Below are 16,472 nucleotides of genomic sequence, written 5' to 3' on the forward strand. Positions count from 1 at the left end.
TCTGCGCCTCGCGCACGGGACACACCATGGTGCCGCGGGGTGGAGCAGTCCGGTAGCTCGTCAGGCTCATAACCTGAAGGTCGTTGGTTCAAATCCAACCCCCGCAACCAACAAGCCCAAGCCTCAGCCGCTCGAAAAACCTACCACAGCCTCGTTATCTAAGCGCGCTCGCATAGATTTGCCGGCGCGCATCGTCGGATCCGCTTGGCAAACCGCCTTCAAGCAGCGTTATCGATGCCCAGCTCGGTCAGCTTGCGATAAAGCGTCGATCGGCCGATGCCGAGGCGCCGCGCAACTTCGGTCATGCGTCCGCGATAATGGCCGATCGCCAAGCGGATCACGTCGGCCTCGATATCTTCAAGCGGCCGCAAGTTTCCGTCTGATGTGTACAGTACCACACCCGCGCCATCGCTGTTCGATGGCGGCGGCGGCGCAGTTTCGCCCAGCATAGTCGACAGATTCGGAAAATCCTGCGCGGTCAAAGCATCACCTTCGCAAAACACCGCCGCGCGGAACAGCACCGCCTGCAACTGACGGACGTTGCCCGGCCAATCGTAGGATGAAAGCAGCGACAGCGCGCCATCTGTCACGCCCAACGCGCGCAGACCGGGCTGTTCGCCGATTCGCGCCAGAAAATGGCGCGTCAATGCGGTGATATCGCCAACCCTTTGGCGCAGCGCCGGCAATCGCACCTGAACTGCTGCAAGCGCCTGATGAAGATCGGCTCGAAACAGCCCTTCCTCTACCAAAGTCGCCAGCGGAGTGTTCGTTGCCGCGATGTACCGCACATCGACACGGAAGCTGTGGCGCGCACCGATCGGTTGCACGTCTCCCCGCGCAATGGCCAGGGCCAGCCGTTCCTGCACGCGTGCCGGCAAACGGTCGATTTCGTCGATCACCAGGGTGCCGCCATCAACTTGCTGAATCGCGCCGACATGGCGATCGAACGCGCCGGGAAAGGCGCCTTTTTCGTGCCCGAACAGCACCGATTCAAGCAAGTTCGCCGGTGTTCCGGCAGCATTGATGATCCGCAGCGGGATCTTGTTGCGCGGGCTTGCAGCGTGCATCGCACGCACCAGCATCTCCTTGCCCGTGCCGTTTTCGCCCTCGATCGTGACATGGCTGTGCGTTCGCGCGGCTTTGGCCGCCACTGCAAGCGCCGCACGAAAGCCGGGTGTTGCTCCGATCATCGATTCAAAATCGAGTGTCGCACCGAATTTTTCGGTAAGCGGCTGCAAGCCGATGCCTTGGGATTCGCGGGTCGTTGCTGCACGCAATGCCTGAAGCAGCCGATCCGACGAAACGGGCTTGACCAGATAATCGGTTGCGCCCGCACGCATCGCTTCAACCGCCAGCAACGGCGATCCGCTGGTGGTCAGCATAAGGATGGGCAAAGCCGGACGGCGTGACTTCAGTTCGGCGATCAACGCACAGGCTTCGTCGCCCGGCACCCATTGATCGAGGATAATGGCGTCGAGCCGCATTCCCTGGCGCGTGCCGAGCATGGCAATGGCGGTTTCCGAATCGCGCGCAAAGATCGTGCGCCAGCCCTCGCGCGCGGCGAGCGATGCAATAAGCCGGCATTGCGCGGGCTCATCGTCGATCAGCATCAGCAGGCGGGAATCCACCTCGGCTGTGGTTTCGGTCAGTTCCCCCACAGCGATGGCCTAGCCCAATGAGGTAAAAACCTGATTAAGCGCATTCACGGCGACGGCATGCCAACGATCTGCCGGCTCGCCGTCTGCGGCCGACGCATCGTCTCTGTGCAACTGGGCCTTGAGCCCGGCCGGTGGCGCGGCTAGAGGTGGAACACGCCGCCTTGTGCGGCATGGTCCAACGGGGCCGGTCCGGGGTCTGTCCCGGGATGCGGTATGGGGAACGACATGAGCTCTGCCAACGACATCAAGGCCGCCGAGGCGACCTACAATTCATTCATCGGCCTGATCAAGGTGGCGGTGCCCGTCCTGGCGATCATCACCATCGTGGTCGTCAAGCTGATTTCGTCCTGACCGCTGCAGTGGACGCTATAGTGGACGCCGCCCCAACCGGCGCTGCCGGCACTCCCGTTCGCATCGCGATCTTGAAAGAACGCGAAGCTGGTGAAACGCGCGTTGCGGCAACACCTGAAACCGTCAGGAAATTCATCGCGCTTGGCGCAGCCGTCGTGGTTGAAGCGGGCGCAGGCGTCCATGCATCGTTGCGCGACGAGGATTACGCCGCCGCTGGCGCCGAAGTTCTTGCCGCCAGCGCTGCCGCAGGGGCCGACATCATTCTGGCCGTGCGTGCTCCCGAACCCGAACTGGTCAGTGGCGCCAAGCCGGGCGCGTGGATTGTTGCAGGCCTTGAGCCTTTCGCAAACCGCGCGGCAATCGATGCTTACGCCGCCGCAGGATACGAAGCGCTGGCAATGGAATTCATGCCGCGCATCACCCGCGCTCAATCGATGGACATCCTGTCGAGCCAGTCGAACCTGGCGGGCTACAAGGCGGTGATCGAGGCTGCGGGGGTCTATGGCCGCGCGTTCCCGATGATGATGACCGCGGCGGGTACGATCACCGCGGCCAAGTGCTTCGTGATGGGCGTGGGTGTCGCGGGCCTTCAGGCGATCGCCACGGCGCGCCGGCTGGGCGCGCAGGTTTCGGCCACCGACGTGCGTTCGGCAACGAAAGAACAGATCCAGTCGCTCGGCGCCAAGCCGATCTTCGTCGAAAGTGTCGCGGGCATCGAGGGTGAGGGCGCGGGCGGTTATGCCACCGAAATGTCCGAGGAATACCAGAAGGCCCAGGCCGAACTGGTCTCCACCCATATCGCCAAGCAGGACATCGTGATCACCACAGCGCTGATCCCGGGCCGCGCTGCGCCGCGCCTCGTCACCGACGCGCAGATCGCGACGATGAAGCCCGGCAGCGTGATTTTCGATCTCGCTGTCGCGGCAGGCGGCAATGTCGAAGGCTCGGTGGCCGATGAGGTCACCGTACGCCACGGTGTCAAGATCATCGGTTTCGCCAACACTCCTGCGCACCTTGCGGCCGATGCTTCGGCGCTGTTTGCGCGCAACCTCTACAACTTCCTCTCGGCATTCTGGGACAAGGCCAGTGGCCGCCCCGTGCTCGACGAGGAAATCGGCACCGCAGTTAGACTGACGCAAGGCGGCAAAGTCGTCCATCCGCGTTTGCTGGAGGCATAAGCGATGGACTTCATCTCGATCCTTTCGATCTTCGTCATGGCCTGCTTCGTGGGCTATTACGTTGTGTGGTCGGTCACGCCGGCGCTGCATACGCCGCTGATGGCGGTGACCAACGCGATTTCCTCGGTGATCATCGTCGGCGCGCTGGTCGCGGGCGCGGCCAAGGGCTTCGGCGCTTCAGGCTGGCTTGGGCTGGGCGCGGTTGTGCTGGCGAGCGTCAATATCTTCGGCGGCTTCGCGGTGACCGAACGGATGCTGGCGATGTACAAGAAGAAGGAAAAATCGGCGACCAAGACCGCCGCGGCCGCGGCCGCCAAGGATGGGGGCAACCACTGATGGAAGCCTCGATCGCTCCACCCGCCTGGGTTTCGCTGTCCTACCTGATTTCGGGCATCTCGTTCATCATGGCGCTGCGCGGGCTGTCCTCGCCGTCGACATCGCGGCAGGGCAACCGCTTCGGCATGTTCGGCATGGCGCTCGCGCTGCTGACCACTTTGCTGATTTCGGCGCCGGTCCCGCCGGGCGGGTTCTGGCCGCGCCCAACGAACGATGATCTTGCCACGCTGGTGCGCATCCTGGTTGCCGTGGCGATCGGCGGAGGGATCGGCTGGTTCACCGCGCAGAAGATCAAGATGACCGACATGCCGCAGCTGGTTGCGGCGTTCCACAGCCTCGTTGGCATGGCAGCGGTGCTGGTCGGGTTGGCGGCCTATCTCAACCCCGAAGCATTCGGAATTGCCGGATCGGACGGGGTGATCCACGTCCAGAGCCGGGTCGAAATGGGCCTGGGCATTGCGATCGGCGCGATCACCTTCTCGGGCTCGGTCATCGCGTTCCTCAAGCTGGCCGGCAAGATGAGCGGCGCGCCGATCATGCTGCCCGGCCGGCACGTGATCAACCTGGGCACGCTGGCGGCGATCATCTTGCTGGTCGGTTACTTCACGCAGGACCAGAGCGAGTGGGTGATCGCGGTGGTCACGCTGCTGTCGTTCATGATCGGCTTCCTGTTGATCATCCCGATCGGCGGCGCGGACATGCCGGTGGTGGTGTCGATGCTCAATTCCTATTCGGGCTGGGCGGCGGCGGCGATGGGCTTCACGCTCCACAATACCGCTATGATCATCACCGGCGCGCTGGTCGGATCGTCGGGCGCAATCCTTAGCTACATCATGTGCAAGGCAATGAACCGCAGCTTCATTTCGGTGATCGCGGGCGGCTTCGGCGCGGCGCCCGAAGCAGGCGGTGGCGCGGCGAAGGAACAGCGTCCGTGGAAGCGCGGTAGTGCCGAAGACGCGGCGTTCCTCCTGAAAGAAGCCGAAACCGTCATTATCATCCCCGGCTACGGCATGGCGGTGGCGCAGGCGCAGCATGTTCTGCGCGAGATGGGCGATCTGCTCAAGAAGGAAGGTGTCAACGTCAAGTATGCGATCCACCCGGTCGCGGGGCGCATGCCGGGGCACATGAACGTACTGCTGGCCGAAGCCAACGTGCCCTATGACGAAGTGTTCGAGCTCGAAGACATCAATGGTGAATTCGCGCAGGCCGACGTGGCGTTCATCATCGGTGCCAACGACGTGGTCAATCCGGCCGCGAAAACCGACAAGACCAGCCCGATCTACGGCATGCCGGTATTCGATGTCGACAAGGCCAAGACCGTGATGTTCATCAAGCGCAGCATGGGCGGGGTGGGCTATGCCGGCGTCGACAACGACGTGTTCTACATGGACCAGACAATGATGCTGCTCGCCGACGCCAAGAAGATGGTCGAGGACATCAACAAGGCGATCGCGCACTAGGCTCGAGAGGTCCGAGAGCTTTGATCTCAAATTTCGTTCGTCCTGAGCTTGTCGAAGGACTGCTTTTCTTCTGTGACGTTGCCAAAGATAGAACAGCCCTTCGACAAGCTCAGGGCGAACGGAGGTTAGGGCATGGATGAACTGACGAGTCAGGCCAGCCGCCGCCAGGTTCTGGGCGGCGGACTCACAGGCGCCGGCCTGCTCGCCTCACCGGGCATTGCACTGGCAGCGGGCGGCGATGCGGCCAAGCTGGCAAAGGCCGTCGCCGCCGGGCACGATGCGGCCGTGCAACGGTTGCGCAATTGGATCGCGCTCCCCTCGATCGCGGCGGAAAATCGCAACTACCCCGCCGGCCCGGAATACATGAAGCAACTGGCGCTTGATGCCGGCTTCCAGCATGCCGAAGTGGTGCCGACCAGCGGCAAGCCCGGCGTGTTCGCCACGCTTGATGCCGGCGCCAAACGCACGGTCGGGCTCTACTTCATGTACGATGTAAAGCAGTACGTGCCCGAAGAGTGGGACAACCCACCGCTCGAAGGCCGGATCATCGACAAGCCCGGCTTCGGCAAAGTGATCACCGCGCGCGGCGCAGTGAACCAGAAGGGGCCCGAAAGCGCCATGCTGGCGGCACTCCACGCGTTCAAGGCGGCGGGCTTGAAGCTGCCGGTCAACCTGGTGCTGGTGGCAGAGGGTGAGGAAGAAATCGGCTCGCCGCACTTCCGTGAACTGGTCACCGCGCCGCAAGTGATGGCGGCGGTGAAAAAGTGCGAAGGCGTGATGATCCCCAGCGCCGATCAGAACGAGGCCGGCGGGGTCGAGATCAGCCTGGGCGCCAAGGGCATCATCGAATTGGAACTGGTGGCGAGCGGCGCGAAATGGGGCCGCGGGCCGCTCAAGGACGTTCACTCCAGCCTCAAGGCGATGATCGACAGCCCGGTGTGGCGGCTGGTGCAGGCGCTGCAGACGCTAGTCAGCGCCGATGGCAACACCGTGACGATCGAAGGCTGGTACGACAATGTGCGGCCATTGTCGGTCCGCGAAAAGGCGCTGATCGCCGACGGCGCGAGCAAGTCCAGCCAGGCTGAACTGATGAAGGCTTACGGCGTCCAGCACTGGATCGACGACTTGCCGTTCGTGCAGGCGCTCGAACGGCTGGCCTCGCAGCCCACGGTCAATATCGAGGGGCTGGTTGCGGGCTATACCGGGCCGGGTGGCAAGACCGTGCTGCCGGGCAAGGCCACCGCCAAGATCGACTGCCGGCTGGTGCCCGACATGACCCGCGCCGAGGCCACCGCCAAGCTGCGCGCACACCTCGACAAGCACGGCTTCAAGGATGTCGAGGCCAACGTAACCGGCGGCTACGACCCGACCGAAGTGGCCGAGAACAGCCGCCTGATCCGCGCGGCCATTGCCACGTACAAACGCGGTGGCGCCAGCGTCAGCATCAACCCTCGCCAGCCCGGATCGTGGCCAGGCGCAGTGTTCACCGCAGCACCGGTGTCGATTCCCGCGGGCAGCTTCGGGCTCGGCTATGGCACCGGTGCGCATGCCCCGAACGAATTCTATGTCCTCGAATCGAGCAATCCCAAGATCGCCGGGTATGATCAGGCGGCGCTGGGCTTTGCCGATTTCCTTTACCAGATGGCGGCCGTGTCCTGAGCAAGTCGCCGCTGGTCCTTGCTCCGGCGCTGTTCGTTTCCGCGCTGCTGCTCGGTGCGTGGTCGCCGTCGAAGCTGGCCAGCGGGCAAGTACGGCAGGCGATGCGCGATGCTGGCCTCTCCGAAGCCAACGCGCACTGCATGGCCGCGCGGATGACCGACCGGTTGTCGCTGGTCCAGCTTTATCATTTGCGGCAATTGCGCGGGGAAAAGCGTACGCTCACCGATTATGTCAACGCGGTGCGCAAACAGGGCGACCGCGATGCTCTGTCGGTCGTCGCCGGTTCGGCGTTCCTGTGCTCGACCGGACTGGCCCCCGAAAAGCGCTGAAATGCTCTGATTGACTCGCGCGCGCGGTCAGGCATCATCGCCCAATGAGGATGACCCATAAGGCGCTGATGGCGCTGCTCCCGCTCGCGCCGCTGGCGTGCCCTGCCGTTCATGCAAAGACGCTCGACGTCGCCGCCGGTGCCGATGCGCAGACAAGATTGCAGGAAGCGCTGATTTCTGCCGCTCCGGGCGATGTCGTGCAAATTGGCCCCGGCCGTTTCGCGCTCACCGACACGCTTAGCCTCGATGCCCCCGGCGTCACCGTACGCGGCGCGGGCATGGAGGCAACCGTGCTCGATTTCACCGGCCAGCAGGGTGGCGGGCAGGGGATGCTGGTTACCGCCGCCGACGTGACCTTGCGCGATTTCGCCATCGAAAACCCCAAGGGCGACGGGATAAAATCCAAGGCCGCCAACAACATCGTCTATTACCGCATCCGCGTGACCTGGACCGGTGGCCCCAAGGCGACCAATGGCGGCTATGGCATCTACCCGGTCGAAAGCACCAATGTGCTGGTCGATGGCAGCCAGGTTTCGGGCGCATCGGATTCAGGCATCTACGTCGGGCAGAGCGAACACATCACCATCCGCAATTGCCTGGCCGAAGCCAACGTTGCCGGGATCGAGATCGAGAACAGCCGCAATGCGCTGGTCGAACACAACCTCGTCACGCGCAACACCGGCGGCATCCTGGTGTTCGATCTGCCCAACCTGCCCAAGATGGGCGGCGGCAATGTGCTGGTGAGCGGCAACCTGGTGGTCTCGAACGACCTCGCCAACTTCGCGCCGCCGGGCAATATCGTGGCCAGCGTGCGACGCGGCACCGGGATCATGGTGATGGCCAACGACGGAGTCGAGGTCAGCGACAACGTGCTCGATCGCAACCCAACCGCATCGGTGTTGGTGATCGCCTATCCGCGCCCATTCACCGATACGCGCTACAACCCGCTCGAACGGCGGGTGACGATCGGCGCCAATCGCATCGGGCGCGGCGGATACGATCCGCAATTGCCGGGCAAGGACATGCTGCTGAAAGCCTTCGGCGGTGCGCTGCCTCCGGTGATCTGGGACGGGCTGGGCGATACGCCTGCTTTGCCCGCGGGAAGCACTGCGCTGTCTCTCGGGCTCGCCAAGCAGGGCGCCGGCGTCGATGCAGCAGTCAATCCTCAGCCGCTGGCCGCAGCGCAAGGCGGCAAGCCCGCGCCGATCGACCGTGCCACCATCGGTGCACCCGCCGCGCTCGATGCGCGCATCGCGTCCTGAACGGATGAAGCAACGCTCGCGCCTTGCGGCCCTTTCGGCGATCCTGTCGCTGGCGTTGGGTGCCGGTCCGGTGCCTGCGGTCAACGATGCAGCGATCCTGTCGCCCGATTTGCCCACAACCTTGCCCCCGGAATTGTCCACATTCGGGTTTTTCCGCAATGGCGCGGCGCTGAGCCCGGCCGAGGGCGTCACGGCTTATCGGCTGAACACCCCGCTGTGGTCCGACGGCGCTGAAAAGCTGCGGTTTCTCTACCTCCCCAAGGGCACCGTCGCGCGCGCGCAAGGCGAAGGTCTGCTCGATCTCCCCGTAGGCGCGGCGCTGGTCAAGAGCTTTGCCTTCACCGAAGCGGGCAAGCGAAAGCTGATTGAAACGCGTGTGCTGCTGCACCGTGCCAGTGGGTGGGTTGCTGCATCGTATCAATGGGATGCGGCGCAGACTTCGGCGCGGCTCGTGCCGGCCGGCGCGCGGGTGCCGATCACGACGCCCGGCGGCGAGGTGATCAGCTACAAGATTCCCAACCGCAACCAGTGCAAGGAATGCCACGCGCTCGACAACGTGATGACGCCGATCGGGCCCAAGGCGCGCAACCTTTCGGTGGCCTGGCTCGATGCGCAGCACCGCGCTGGCCGGCTCGATGCGGTGCCCGCCGTCGCGCATCGACTGCCGTTGTGGGAGGAACGCGCGAAGCTCGCCCCGGCCTTGGCCGCGCGCGCTTATCTCGAAGCCAATTGCGCTTATTGCCACAACGCCAAGGGCGCCGCGTCGAATTCGGGGTTATGGCTGGGCTGGGACGAAGCCGATCCGGTGCGGCTGGGGCTGGGCAAGCCGCCAGTCGCGGCCGGGCGCGGGTCGGGTGCGCTGACGTACGACGTAGCACCGGGCGATCCCGAGGGATCGATACTTGTTCACCGCATGGCCAGCACCGAACCCGGCGTGGCCATGCCTGAAATCGGCCGGTCGAGCGTAGACAAGGACGGGCTCGCGGTGATCCGCGCATGGATCGCTTCGTTGCGCTAACCCGCCCCCAGACTACGCGCTCTTAGTGGTGGTGCCTGTGTCGGCGATGGTGCCGCATCGCATGGCGCTTCGCGTGCATTTTCATCTTGCCTGCCATTGGCATGTCGGCCGCAGGGGCCGCCATTTTCGCCTTGGGCGCCGGGCCGTGGGCTACGACGGCCGGGGCGACAGGCGCCGAACCGGGGCGCGCGATGCTGAAGCCGCGCTGTTCGGGCCGGGCCTGCTGCGGCGCTGCCTTTGCCTGTTCAGCCTGCGGGGCGGCTGCGGGCGCGGATTGCGCCAGTGCGGGCACCGCAAGCAGCATGACGGCGATTGCCAGAGTGAACCGTGACATGTTCATCTCTCCTCAAACGAATATCGAGCAGGCTTCTACGGCATGGTCGGTTGCCTGACTTGCGCAGAATACAATGCCTGAGATCGGCTAGCAATGCGTCAGGTCACAAGCAGATGTCCCGCTTTGACCTGCGAAGGGTATTTTTTTGCGCGCGCTTCGCCTAACTCGGCACAAATTGCATTCCTGGAGCATCTGTGTGCGCAAACTTGGCCTGATCGGCGGCATGAGCTGGGTTTCGACCCGGACTTACTATGAACACATCAACCGCATCGTGCAGGCGCGAACCAGCCGCCTTGCAAGCGCGCCGCTGCTGATCGAGAGCCTGGATTTCACCGACCTTGCGCGGTTGTCGACGGCCGAAGAATGGGACCGCGCGGCCACCGTGCTGTGCGATAGCGCCCGGCGGCTCGAAACCGCGGGCGCAACCGCGCTGATTATCGGAGCAAATTCGATGCACCGCGTTTACGACCGGGTTGCAAGTGCAGTGTCCATCCCCGTGATCCACATCGCCGATTGCGTGGGCCAACGCATGGAAGTCGACCGGGTCAAGACCGCCGCATTGATCGGCACGCGCAACGTGATGCTTGAGGATTTCTACCGCAAGCGGCTGGTCGCGCACGGCGTATCGCTGCTGCCGCCAGTGATGGGCAATGTCGACGAGATCGAGCGGGTGATCTACGACGATCTGATGCAGGGCCGCGCGCCGCGATCGGCCGAGCGGATGTTCAAGACCATCATCACCGATATCGAAAAGGCCGGCGCCAAGGCGGTGGTGCTGGGCTGCACCGAACTGGAAATGGTGATCGACGTCGATGCCAATGTCCTGCCGATCTACGATGGAACGCGCATCCACGCCGAAGCCGCGGCCGACTGGATTCTCGGGGCGGAGTGAGCAACCGAGCGGTCTACGCCAGCGATCCCAACCTCAGTCGGGGCCGCGAATTCGCGCTCGACAGCGCCACCGAGCGGGGTCCCCGCAGCGCGTTCCAGCGCGATCGCGACCGGGTGATTCATTCGATCGCGTTCCGCCGGCTGCGGCACAAGACCCAGGTGTTCATCGCGCCCGACGGCGATCATTATCGCGTGCGGCTGACGCACAGCCTCGAAGTCGCGCAGATCGGCCGGGTGATCGCACGCGCGCTCGGGCTTGATGAAGATCTGACCGAAGCGCTGTGCCTGGCGCACGATATCGGCCACCCCCCGTTCGGCCACGCCGGCGAGGATGCGCTGCAGGCGGCGCTTAAAGACGCAGGCGGCTTCGATCACAACGGCCACACCTTGCGCGTTCTGATGCGGCTGGAGAGCCCTTATTGCGGGCACGAAGGACTGAACCTGTCGTGGGAAATGCTCGAAGGACTGGCCAAGCACAATGGTCCGGTCCACCAGCCGAATTGGGCGCTGGCCGAACTGGACGCCGCCTATCCGATGGGCCTTGCCCGGCGCGCCAGCCTCGAAGCGCAAGTGGCGGCGCTGGCCGATGACATCGCTTACGACAACCACGATATCGACGATGGTTTGCGTGCGGGGTTCCTCCAACTCGACGATCTGCTGACGCTCGATGCGGTGGCGGACCAGTGGCGCGGCATCGAGCGGCGCTTTCCGGGGCAGCCGCAGGACCGGCGCCTGCGCGAACTGGTGCGCGGGCAGATCGGGCGGATGGTCAACGACCTGATTGCCGAAACGCAAGGCCGGCTGGCCGAAGCAGAACCGCGCGATGCAGATGCGGTGCGTGCGCAATCGCGCGACCTGGCCGCGTTCTCGCCCGCGATGGTGGAGGAGGAGCGTGCGTTGAAGCGCTTCATGTACGACCGGCTTTATTACCACCCCGAACAGCAGGCGACGGCCGAGCGCGCGCGCGAAGTCGTCGTCCGGCTTTTCGCCGCCTTGGCAGCCGATCCGGCCGAACTGCCGGCCGGATGGCGCGAACGGCTGCCCGAGGCCGAACCCATGCGCAGCCGCGCGATTGCCGACTTCATCGCCGGCATGACCGATCGTTACGCCATAGACACTTACACCCGCCTGTTCGGCGCGGCGCCGGAAGGCCTCAGGAACGTATGACCGCACCGCAAACTCCGCGCACCGTGATCCTGGTTGGCGCCACCGGCATGGTCGGGCGTGCCGTGATGGCGCGCGCAGTGGGGCGCGAATCCATCCGGCTCCATGCCATCGCCAGGCGCGAAGTGCCGTTGCCCGCGGGCGCGCGGATGGAAATGCTGCTGGCCGATCCGGCTAACTGGCCTGAGGCGATCGCGGCGTCTGGCGCGGGTTCCGACCTTGCCGCCAGCGCCGATTGCATCGTCATCGCGCTTGGCACCACGATCGCGGCAGTCGGCGGCGACAAGACGGCATTCCGCGCGGTCGATCACGATCTGGTGCTGGCCTGCGCGCGCGCCGCCAAGCAGGCGGGCATCAGGCAAGCGATCGTGGTGTCGTCGGTCGGCGCCAAGGCGGGCGCGCGCAACTTCTACCTTTCGGTCAAGGGTGAGACCGAGGATGCCTTGGCCAGGCTGCACTTCAATCGGCTCGACGTGCTGCGGCCAGGTTTGCTGCGCGGCCACCGCGAAGGCCCGCTGCGGGCGGGCGAGCGGGTCGGGATGATCGCCAGCCCGCTGCTGGATATGGCGCTTCATGGCAAGGCGCGGCGGTATCGGTCGATTCGCGCCAGTACCATTGCCGATGCCGCGCTCGCGCTGGTGGGCGCCCGGCCCGATGGGCGTTTCGTGCACGAACACGATCAATTGCGGCGCGCCGCGTTGAAAATCGGCAGCTAGCCGGCGTTCGGCGACTTTTCGGGGATAAAGGCGGCTGCACGCCAAGCGCGGTTGACTTGTTTGTTCGCACTTGCGAAAACAGCAAGGTCGCTGAAACGCGCGGGAGAGCTTCCGTGGTTCGAAGGCCGGGAAACCGGTTGAAAATCACGGGACGCCGAAGGAGCAACCGCCCCGGAATCTCTCAGGCCCATGGACCGCGCGGGTCTATAGTGACGCTCTGGAAAGTGCCCGAACCCTGCAAACGGGGGCGTGCCGCCGAAGGTGTAAGCCGGTGCACGGCCCTTATCTCAAGGGCGGGTGCCTGCGAAAGCTCTCAGGCTTCCGTGACAGAGGGGGCGCCGATTGGCGCCACACTTGTGTCGGAAGCGAACCCGTGAACAACACCTACGTAGAACCTGGCGAAAACCCCGAAATCGACATCGACGGCGACGAAGTTGTGCCCGAAGCGCAAGCGCTGCCGCTCGATGCCTGGCATCGCGCGCGTGGCGGGCGGATGGTCGAATTCGCCGGCTACTGGATGCCGGTGCAGTTTGAGGGCATCATTGCCGAACATTTGTGGACGCGTGAACACGCCGGCCTGTTCGATGTCAGCCATATGGGCCAACTGGTTGTCTCGGGCGAAACGGCCGAAACAGCGCTCGAAACGGTGCTGCCGATCGACCTTTCCACGCTCAAGCTGGGCGGGTTGCGCTATTCGCTGCTGCTCGATGAGGTCGGCGGCATTCTCGATGACCTGATCGTCGCGCGCTGGCCCGATGCCTTCCAGATGGTCGTTAACGGGGCGACAAAATGGGACGATATCGCGCATTTGCGCGAAAATCTCCCCGATGACGTGACCATATCACTCCGCGATGAACAGGCATTGCTGGCGCTGCAAGGGCCGCAAGCGGTCACCGCGTTGACATCGCTCGGGCTGGTGCCGGCGATGCCGCAGATCGTGCCCATCGAGCAGCTCGGCTTCATGCAGATGGGCCCATACCTGTGGGGTGATCGCGAACTCGGTGTCAGCCGGTCGGGCTATACCGGAGAAGACGGGTTCGAGATCTCGGTCCACGCCGACGACGTGGCGGCGTTTGCCGATGCGCTTTGTGCCCACGCATCGGTCAAGCCGATCGGCCTGGGCGCGCGCGATTCGCTGCGGCTGGAGGCGGGCTTGCCGCTTTACGGGCACGACCTTGGCCCCGAAACCGATCCGATCGGTGCCGGACTGGGCTTTGCGATCAACAAGCGCCGCCGCGCCGAAGGCGGTTTCCTCGGCGCCGAGCAAGTGCTTGCGGTGATTGCGGCGGGGCCGGCGCAAAAGCGCATCGGGTTGGCGCTCGAAGGCCGGCAGGCGGCGCGCGAAGGTGCCGTGGTGATGGTGGGCGATGCCGCTGTCGGGCGCGTCACCTCGGGCGGGTTTTCGCCCACCCTGAACCATCCGATCGCCATGGCTTACGTCGATGCGGCCCACGCGTCCCCTGGCACTGCACTCGAAATCGACGTGCGCGGCAAGCGTCTTGCCGCAACCGTCACCACGTTCCCCTTTGTTCCACACCGCTACGTCCGAAACGGAAAGGCCTGACATGACCCGCTATTTCACCAAGGAACACGAATGGGTCGATGTTGACGGCGGCAACGCCAAAGTCGGCATCACCGATTACGCGCAGAGCCAGTTGGGCGATATCACCTTCGTGGAACTGCCGGCAGAAGGCGCGGCGTTGAAGCAGGGCGATTCTTGCTGCGTGGTCGATTCCGTCAAGGCCGCATCCGATGTCTATGCGCCGGTATCGGGCACGGTGACGGCCGCCAACCCCGCGCTGGCCGACCAGCCCGAACTCGTCAACACCGGCGCCGATGAAGACGGCTGGCTATGGACGATGGAACTTGCCTCGGCCGACGAATTGTCGGGCCTGATGGATCAGGCCGCTTATCAAGCCTACGTCGCAGGGCTTTGATCTGATGCGCTATCTCCCCCTCAGCGAAGCCGATCGCGGCGCAATGCTTGGTGTCATCGGCGCGGCCTCGGTCGAAGATTTGTTCGCCGATGTGCCGGTTGCGGCGCGGCTGTCAGGCCCGATTCATGGCTTGCCCGATCACGCCAGCGAAATGGCGGTCGAACGCCATATGGCCAAGCTTGCCGGGCAGAACCTTTCGGCCGGCGCGGCGCCGTTTTTCCTGGGGGCGGGGGCGTACAAGCACCACGTGCCCGCCTCGGTCGATCACCTGATCCAGCGCGGCGAATTCCTGACGGCCTACACCCCGTACCAGCCCGAAATCGCGCAAGGCACGCTGCAAGTGCTGTTCGAATTCCAGACCCAGGTCGCGCGGCTGTTCGGCACTGATGTGGCCAACGCCTCGCTTTACGATGGCTCGACCGCGTGCTGGGAAGCGATCACGATGGCAGGCCGGATCACCCGCCGCGCTGATGTGCTGCTGTCGTCGGGCCTGCACCCGCACTATGCATCGACTGCAAGGACGATGGCAAAGTTCACCGGCGATACACTGCACCACAAGGCGCCGAGCTTGCAGGCCGAGCCCGACGATGCGGCGTTGATCGCAGCAATCGATGGCGATACCTCGTGCGTGGTGGTCCAGTATCCCGACGTGTTGGGACGGATTCCCGATCTTGCCGCAATCGCCAAGGCGGCACACGCAAACGGCGCGCTGCTGGTCGCTGTCGTGACCGAACCGGTCGCGCTGGGGTTGATCGAAAGCCCGGGCACGCTCGGCGCCGATATCGTGGTGGGTGAGGGACAGTCGATCGGTGTAGGGCTCCAGTTCGGCGGGCCGTACCTTGGGCTGTTCGGATGCCGCGACAAGTTCGTTCGGCAAATGCCTGGAAGATTGTGCGGCGAAACGGTCGATGCCGAGGGTAAACGCGGCTTCGTGCTGACGCTTTCGACGCGCGAGCAGCATATCCGGCGCGAAAAAGCCACGAGCAATATCTGTACGAATTCTGGGCTCTGTGCGCTGGCGTTCAGCATCCACATGAGCCTGCTCGGCGGATCCGGCCTCGCACAGATGGCATCGGCCAGCCATGCACGCGCCCGAGAAACCGCGGCGCGGCTCGCGCGGGTGCCGGGGGTGAGCGTGCTGACCCAGGCTTACGTCAATGAATTCACGGTGATTTTGCCCGAGGACGCGCGCGGCGTGGTGCGCGCGCTGGCCGATCGCGGTGTGTTGGGCGGGGTCTCGCTCGGGCGGCTATATCCCGATGCGCCCGAACTGGGCCATGCGCTGCTCGTCGCGGCGAGCGAATGCACCACAGCCGATGATATCGAACGCCTGGGCCGCGCGCTCGAGGAGATCCTGGCATGAACGACCTGAACCCAGCCGGCTGGCGACCCGCGATGGGTGTTGCGGACGCAGGCGCAAGCCCGGTTCCCGCGACATTCACCGGCAACCGCGCGCTCCAATTGGAAGAACCACTGCTGTTCGAGATCGGCAACGTGGGTCGGTGCGGCGTGGATTTCGATGCCGCGACGGTCGAGCCTATGCCCGAATTGGCCAGGCACTTGCGCGGCGCGCCGCTCGACTTGCCCGGCTTGTCCGAGCCCGAGGCGGTGCGGCATTACACGCGGCTCAGCCGGCAGAACTATGCGATCGATCTCGGGCTGTTTCCGCTCGGCAGTTGCACGATGAAGCACAATCCGCGGCTCGATGAAAAGGTCGCGCGGATGCCGGGCTTTGCCGATATTCACCCGCTCCAGCCGGTCTCGACCGTGCAGGGGGCGCTCAAGGTCATCAATGAACTGGCCGGTTGGCTGTGCACGCTGACCGGGATGCCCGGCGTCGCCATGACCCCCAAGGCCGGTGCGCACGGCGAATTGTGCGGGCTGCTGTGCATCCGCGCGGCTTTGGAAGCACGGGGCGATGCGCGCGCGGTGGTGCTGGTGCCCGAAAGCGCGCACGGCACCAATCCCGCAACTGCCGCGTTCGCCGGATATCGGGTCGAATCGATCCCGGCAACGCCCGAAGGCCGGGTCGATCGTGCCGCGCTTGAAGCACGATTGGGTCCTGACGTGGCGGCGGTGATGATCACCAATCCCAACACTTGCGGCCTGTTCGAGCGCGAGCTGAAGGCCATCGCCGACGCGGTCCATGCGGTGGGCGGCTTCGTCTATTGCGACGGCG

Annotated in this window: 16 protein-coding genes, 1 tRNA gene, 1 pseudogene and 2 riboswitches; of the genes and pseudogenes, 16 read left to right on the top strand and 2 right to left on the bottom strand. The window is 64.7% G+C overall.

The features are described from left to right. Nucleotides 1–33 precede the first annotated feature (33 nt). Nucleotides 34–110, top strand: a tRNA-Met gene (locus Q0R16_RS10055). Nucleotides 111–218: 108 nt separating this feature from the next. Here the strand turns inward: Q0R16_RS10055 and Q0R16_RS10060 are convergent. Then, a complete protein-coding gene (locus tag Q0R16_RS10060) occupies nucleotides 219–1,610 on the bottom strand; it encodes a sigma-54 dependent transcriptional regulator (RefSeq protein ID WP_295635771.1) in 1,392 nt (463 codons plus the stop codon). Between the two features lie 273 nt (nucleotides 1,611–1,883). On the opposite strand from Q0R16_RS10060, the gene Q0R16_RS10065 reads away from it, so the two are divergent. The 8 genes from Q0R16_RS10065 (at nucleotide 1,884) to Q0R16_RS10100 (ending at nucleotide 9,251) form a co-directional block, all read left to right on the top strand. Further along, nucleotides 1,884–2,009, top strand: a complete 126-nt coding sequence (locus Q0R16_RS10065; protein WP_295635758.1) for an aa3-type cytochrome c oxidase subunit IV — start codon at nucleotides 1,884–1,886, stop codon at nucleotides 2,007–2,009. A gap of 20 nt (nucleotides 2,010–2,029) precedes the next feature. Continuing rightward, complete coding sequence (locus Q0R16_RS10070; RefSeq protein ID WP_295635759.1) at nucleotides 2,030–3,187, top strand: NAD(P) transhydrogenase subunit alpha; 1,158 nt, start codon at nucleotides 2,030–2,032, stop codon at nucleotides 3,185–3,187. Between the two features lie 3 nt (nucleotides 3,188–3,190). Further along, the gene (locus tag Q0R16_RS10075) at nucleotides 3,191–3,523 is read left to right on the top strand and encodes an NAD(P) transhydrogenase subunit alpha (protein ID WP_295635760.1); all 333 of its coding nucleotides are present in this window, start codon (nucleotides 3,191–3,193) and stop codon (nucleotides 3,521–3,523) included. After that, nucleotides 3,523–4,983, top strand: coding sequence for an NAD(P)(+) transhydrogenase (Re/Si-specific) subunit beta (locus Q0R16_RS10080; RefSeq protein ID WP_295635761.1), 1,461 nt, complete (start codon nucleotides 3,523–3,525; stop codon nucleotides 4,981–4,983). The genes Q0R16_RS10075 and Q0R16_RS10080 overlap by 1 nt, the downstream gene beginning before the upstream one ends. A 132-nt stretch (nucleotides 4,984–5,115) precedes the next feature. Continuing rightward, on the top strand, nucleotides 5,116–6,642 hold the full coding sequence (locus tag Q0R16_RS10085) for a M20/M25/M40 family metallo-hydrolase (RefSeq protein ID WP_295635762.1): 1,527 nt from the start codon (nucleotides 5,116–5,118) through the stop codon (nucleotides 6,640–6,642). Between the two features lie 101 nt (nucleotides 6,643–6,743). Continuing rightward, nucleotides 6,744–6,971: a hypothetical protein gene (locus Q0R16_RS10090; protein ID WP_295635763.1), complete on the top strand. Its 228-nt coding sequence runs from the start codon at nucleotides 6,744–6,746 to the stop codon at nucleotides 6,969–6,971. Nucleotides 6,972–7,015: 44 nt separating this feature from the next. Next, nucleotides 7,016–8,233, top strand: coding sequence for a parallel beta-helix domain-containing protein (locus Q0R16_RS10095; protein ID WP_366857475.1), 1,218 nt, complete (start codon nucleotides 7,016–7,018; stop codon nucleotides 8,231–8,233). Beyond that, nucleotides 8,214–9,251, top strand: a complete 1,038-nt coding sequence (locus tag Q0R16_RS10100; RefSeq protein WP_295635764.1) for an SO2930 family diheme c-type cytochrome — start codon at nucleotides 8,214–8,216, stop codon at nucleotides 9,249–9,251. Before Q0R16_RS10095 ends, Q0R16_RS10100 begins: the two co-directional genes overlap by 20 nt. Nucleotides 9,252–9,273: 22 nt before the next feature. Here the strand turns inward: Q0R16_RS10100 and Q0R16_RS10105 are convergent, their stop codons facing one another. Beyond that, nucleotides 9,274–9,585, bottom strand: a complete 312-nt coding sequence (locus Q0R16_RS10105) for a hypothetical protein (protein WP_295635765.1) — start codon at nucleotides 9,583–9,585, stop codon at nucleotides 9,274–9,276. A 196-nt stretch (nucleotides 9,586–9,781) separates the two neighbouring features. On the opposite strand from Q0R16_RS10105, the gene Q0R16_RS10110 reads away from it, so the two are divergent. From Q0R16_RS10110 to Q0R16_RS10140, 7 genes and pseudogenes are all read left to right on the top strand, one after another. Next, the gene (locus Q0R16_RS10110) at nucleotides 9,782–10,477 is read left to right on the top strand and encodes an amino acid racemase (RefSeq protein ID WP_295635766.1); all 696 of its coding nucleotides are present in this window, start codon (nucleotides 9,782–9,784) and stop codon (nucleotides 10,475–10,477) included. Then, nucleotides 10,474–11,643: a deoxyguanosinetriphosphate triphosphohydrolase gene (locus Q0R16_RS10115; protein ID WP_295635767.1), complete on the top strand. Its 1,170-nt coding sequence runs from the start codon at nucleotides 10,474–10,476 to the stop codon at nucleotides 11,641–11,643. The genes Q0R16_RS10110 and Q0R16_RS10115 overlap by 4 nt, the downstream gene beginning before the upstream one ends. Next, complete coding sequence (locus Q0R16_RS10120) at nucleotides 11,640–12,356, top strand: NAD(P)H-binding protein (RefSeq protein WP_295635768.1); 717 nt, start codon at nucleotides 11,640–11,642, stop codon at nucleotides 12,354–12,356. Before Q0R16_RS10115 ends, Q0R16_RS10120 begins: the two co-directional genes overlap by 4 nt. Nucleotides 12,357–12,446: 90 nt before the next feature. After that, nucleotides 12,447–12,563: riboswitch (glycine riboswitch) on the top strand. Then, a riboswitch (glycine riboswitch) is annotated at nucleotides 12,564–12,696 on the top strand. Nucleotides 12,697–12,774: 78 nt separating this feature from the next. Next, entirely contained in the window at nucleotides 12,775–13,920 is a 1,146-nt protein-coding gene (gcvT, locus tag Q0R16_RS10125; protein ID WP_295635773.1) for a glycine cleavage system aminomethyltransferase GcvT, read from the top strand. A gap of 1 nt (nucleotide 13,921) precedes the next feature. Next, nucleotides 13,922–14,293 carry a glycine cleavage system protein GcvH gene (gcvH, locus tag Q0R16_RS10130; RefSeq protein WP_295635769.1) on the top strand — a complete coding sequence of 124 codons (372 nt, stop codon included), beginning with the start codon at nucleotides 13,922–13,924 and terminating at the stop codon, nucleotides 14,291–14,293. A 4-nt stretch (nucleotides 14,294–14,297) separates the two neighbouring features. Then, nucleotides 14,298–15,656, top strand: coding sequence for an aminomethyl-transferring glycine dehydrogenase subunit GcvPA (gene gcvPA / locus Q0R16_RS10135; protein WP_295635770.1), 1,359 nt, complete (start codon nucleotides 14,298–14,300; stop codon nucleotides 15,654–15,656). Next, nucleotides 15,653–16,472, top strand: a pseudogene (locus tag Q0R16_RS10140) (aminomethyl-transferring glycine dehydrogenase subunit GcvPB); the annotation flags it as partial. The gene gcvPA and the pseudogene Q0R16_RS10140, both read left to right, overlap by 4 nt.

This window comes from Novosphingobium sp., from assembly GCF_025351285.1.
In the GTDB taxonomy this organism is placed as follows: domain Bacteria; phylum Pseudomonadota; class Alphaproteobacteria; order Sphingomonadales; family Sphingomonadaceae; genus Novosphingobium.

Bases quoted from the DNA above. Each gene is read 5' to 3' on its own strand.
- Q0R16_RS10120 (WP_295635768.1), top strand. From the start codon at position 11,640: ATGACCGCACCGCAAACTCCGCGCACCGTGATCCTGGTTGGCGCCACC.
- Q0R16_RS10060 (WP_295635771.1), bottom strand. From the start codon at position 1,610: ATGCTGATCGACGATGAGCCCGCGCAATGCCGGCTTATTGCATCGCTC.
- gcvH (WP_295635769.1), top strand. From the start codon at position 13,922: ATGACCCGCTATTTCACCAAGGAACACGAATGGGTCGATGTTGACGGC.
- Q0R16_RS10085 (WP_295635762.1), top strand. From the start codon at position 5,116: ATGGATGAACTGACGAGTCAGGCCAGCCGCCGCCAGGTTCTGGGCGGC.
- Q0R16_RS10095 (WP_366857475.1), top strand. From the start codon at position 7,016: ATGAGGATGACCCATAAGGCGCTGATGGCGCTGCTCCCGCTCGCGCCG.
- gcvPA (WP_295635770.1), top strand. From the start codon at position 14,298: ATGCGCTATCTCCCCCTCAGCGAAGCCGATCGCGGCGCAATGCTTGGT.
- Q0R16_RS10075 (WP_295635760.1), top strand. From the start codon at position 3,191: ATGGACTTCATCTCGATCCTTTCGATCTTCGTCATGGCCTGCTTCGTG.
- Q0R16_RS10105 (WP_295635765.1), bottom strand. From the start codon at position 9,585: ATGTCACGGTTCACTCTGGCAATCGCCGTCATGCTGCTTGCGGTGCCC.
- Q0R16_RS10100 (WP_295635764.1), top strand. From the start codon at position 8,214: ATGCGCGCATCGCGTCCTGAACGGATGAAGCAACGCTCGCGCCTTGCG.
- Q0R16_RS10065 (WP_295635758.1), top strand. From the start codon at position 1,884: ATGAGCTCTGCCAACGACATCAAGGCCGCCGAGGCGACCTACAATTCA.
- Q0R16_RS10080 (WP_295635761.1), top strand. From the start codon at position 3,523: ATGGAAGCCTCGATCGCTCCACCCGCCTGGGTTTCGCTGTCCTACCTG.
- Q0R16_RS10090 (WP_295635763.1), top strand. From the start codon at position 6,744: ATGCGCGATGCTGGCCTCTCCGAAGCCAACGCGCACTGCATGGCCGCG.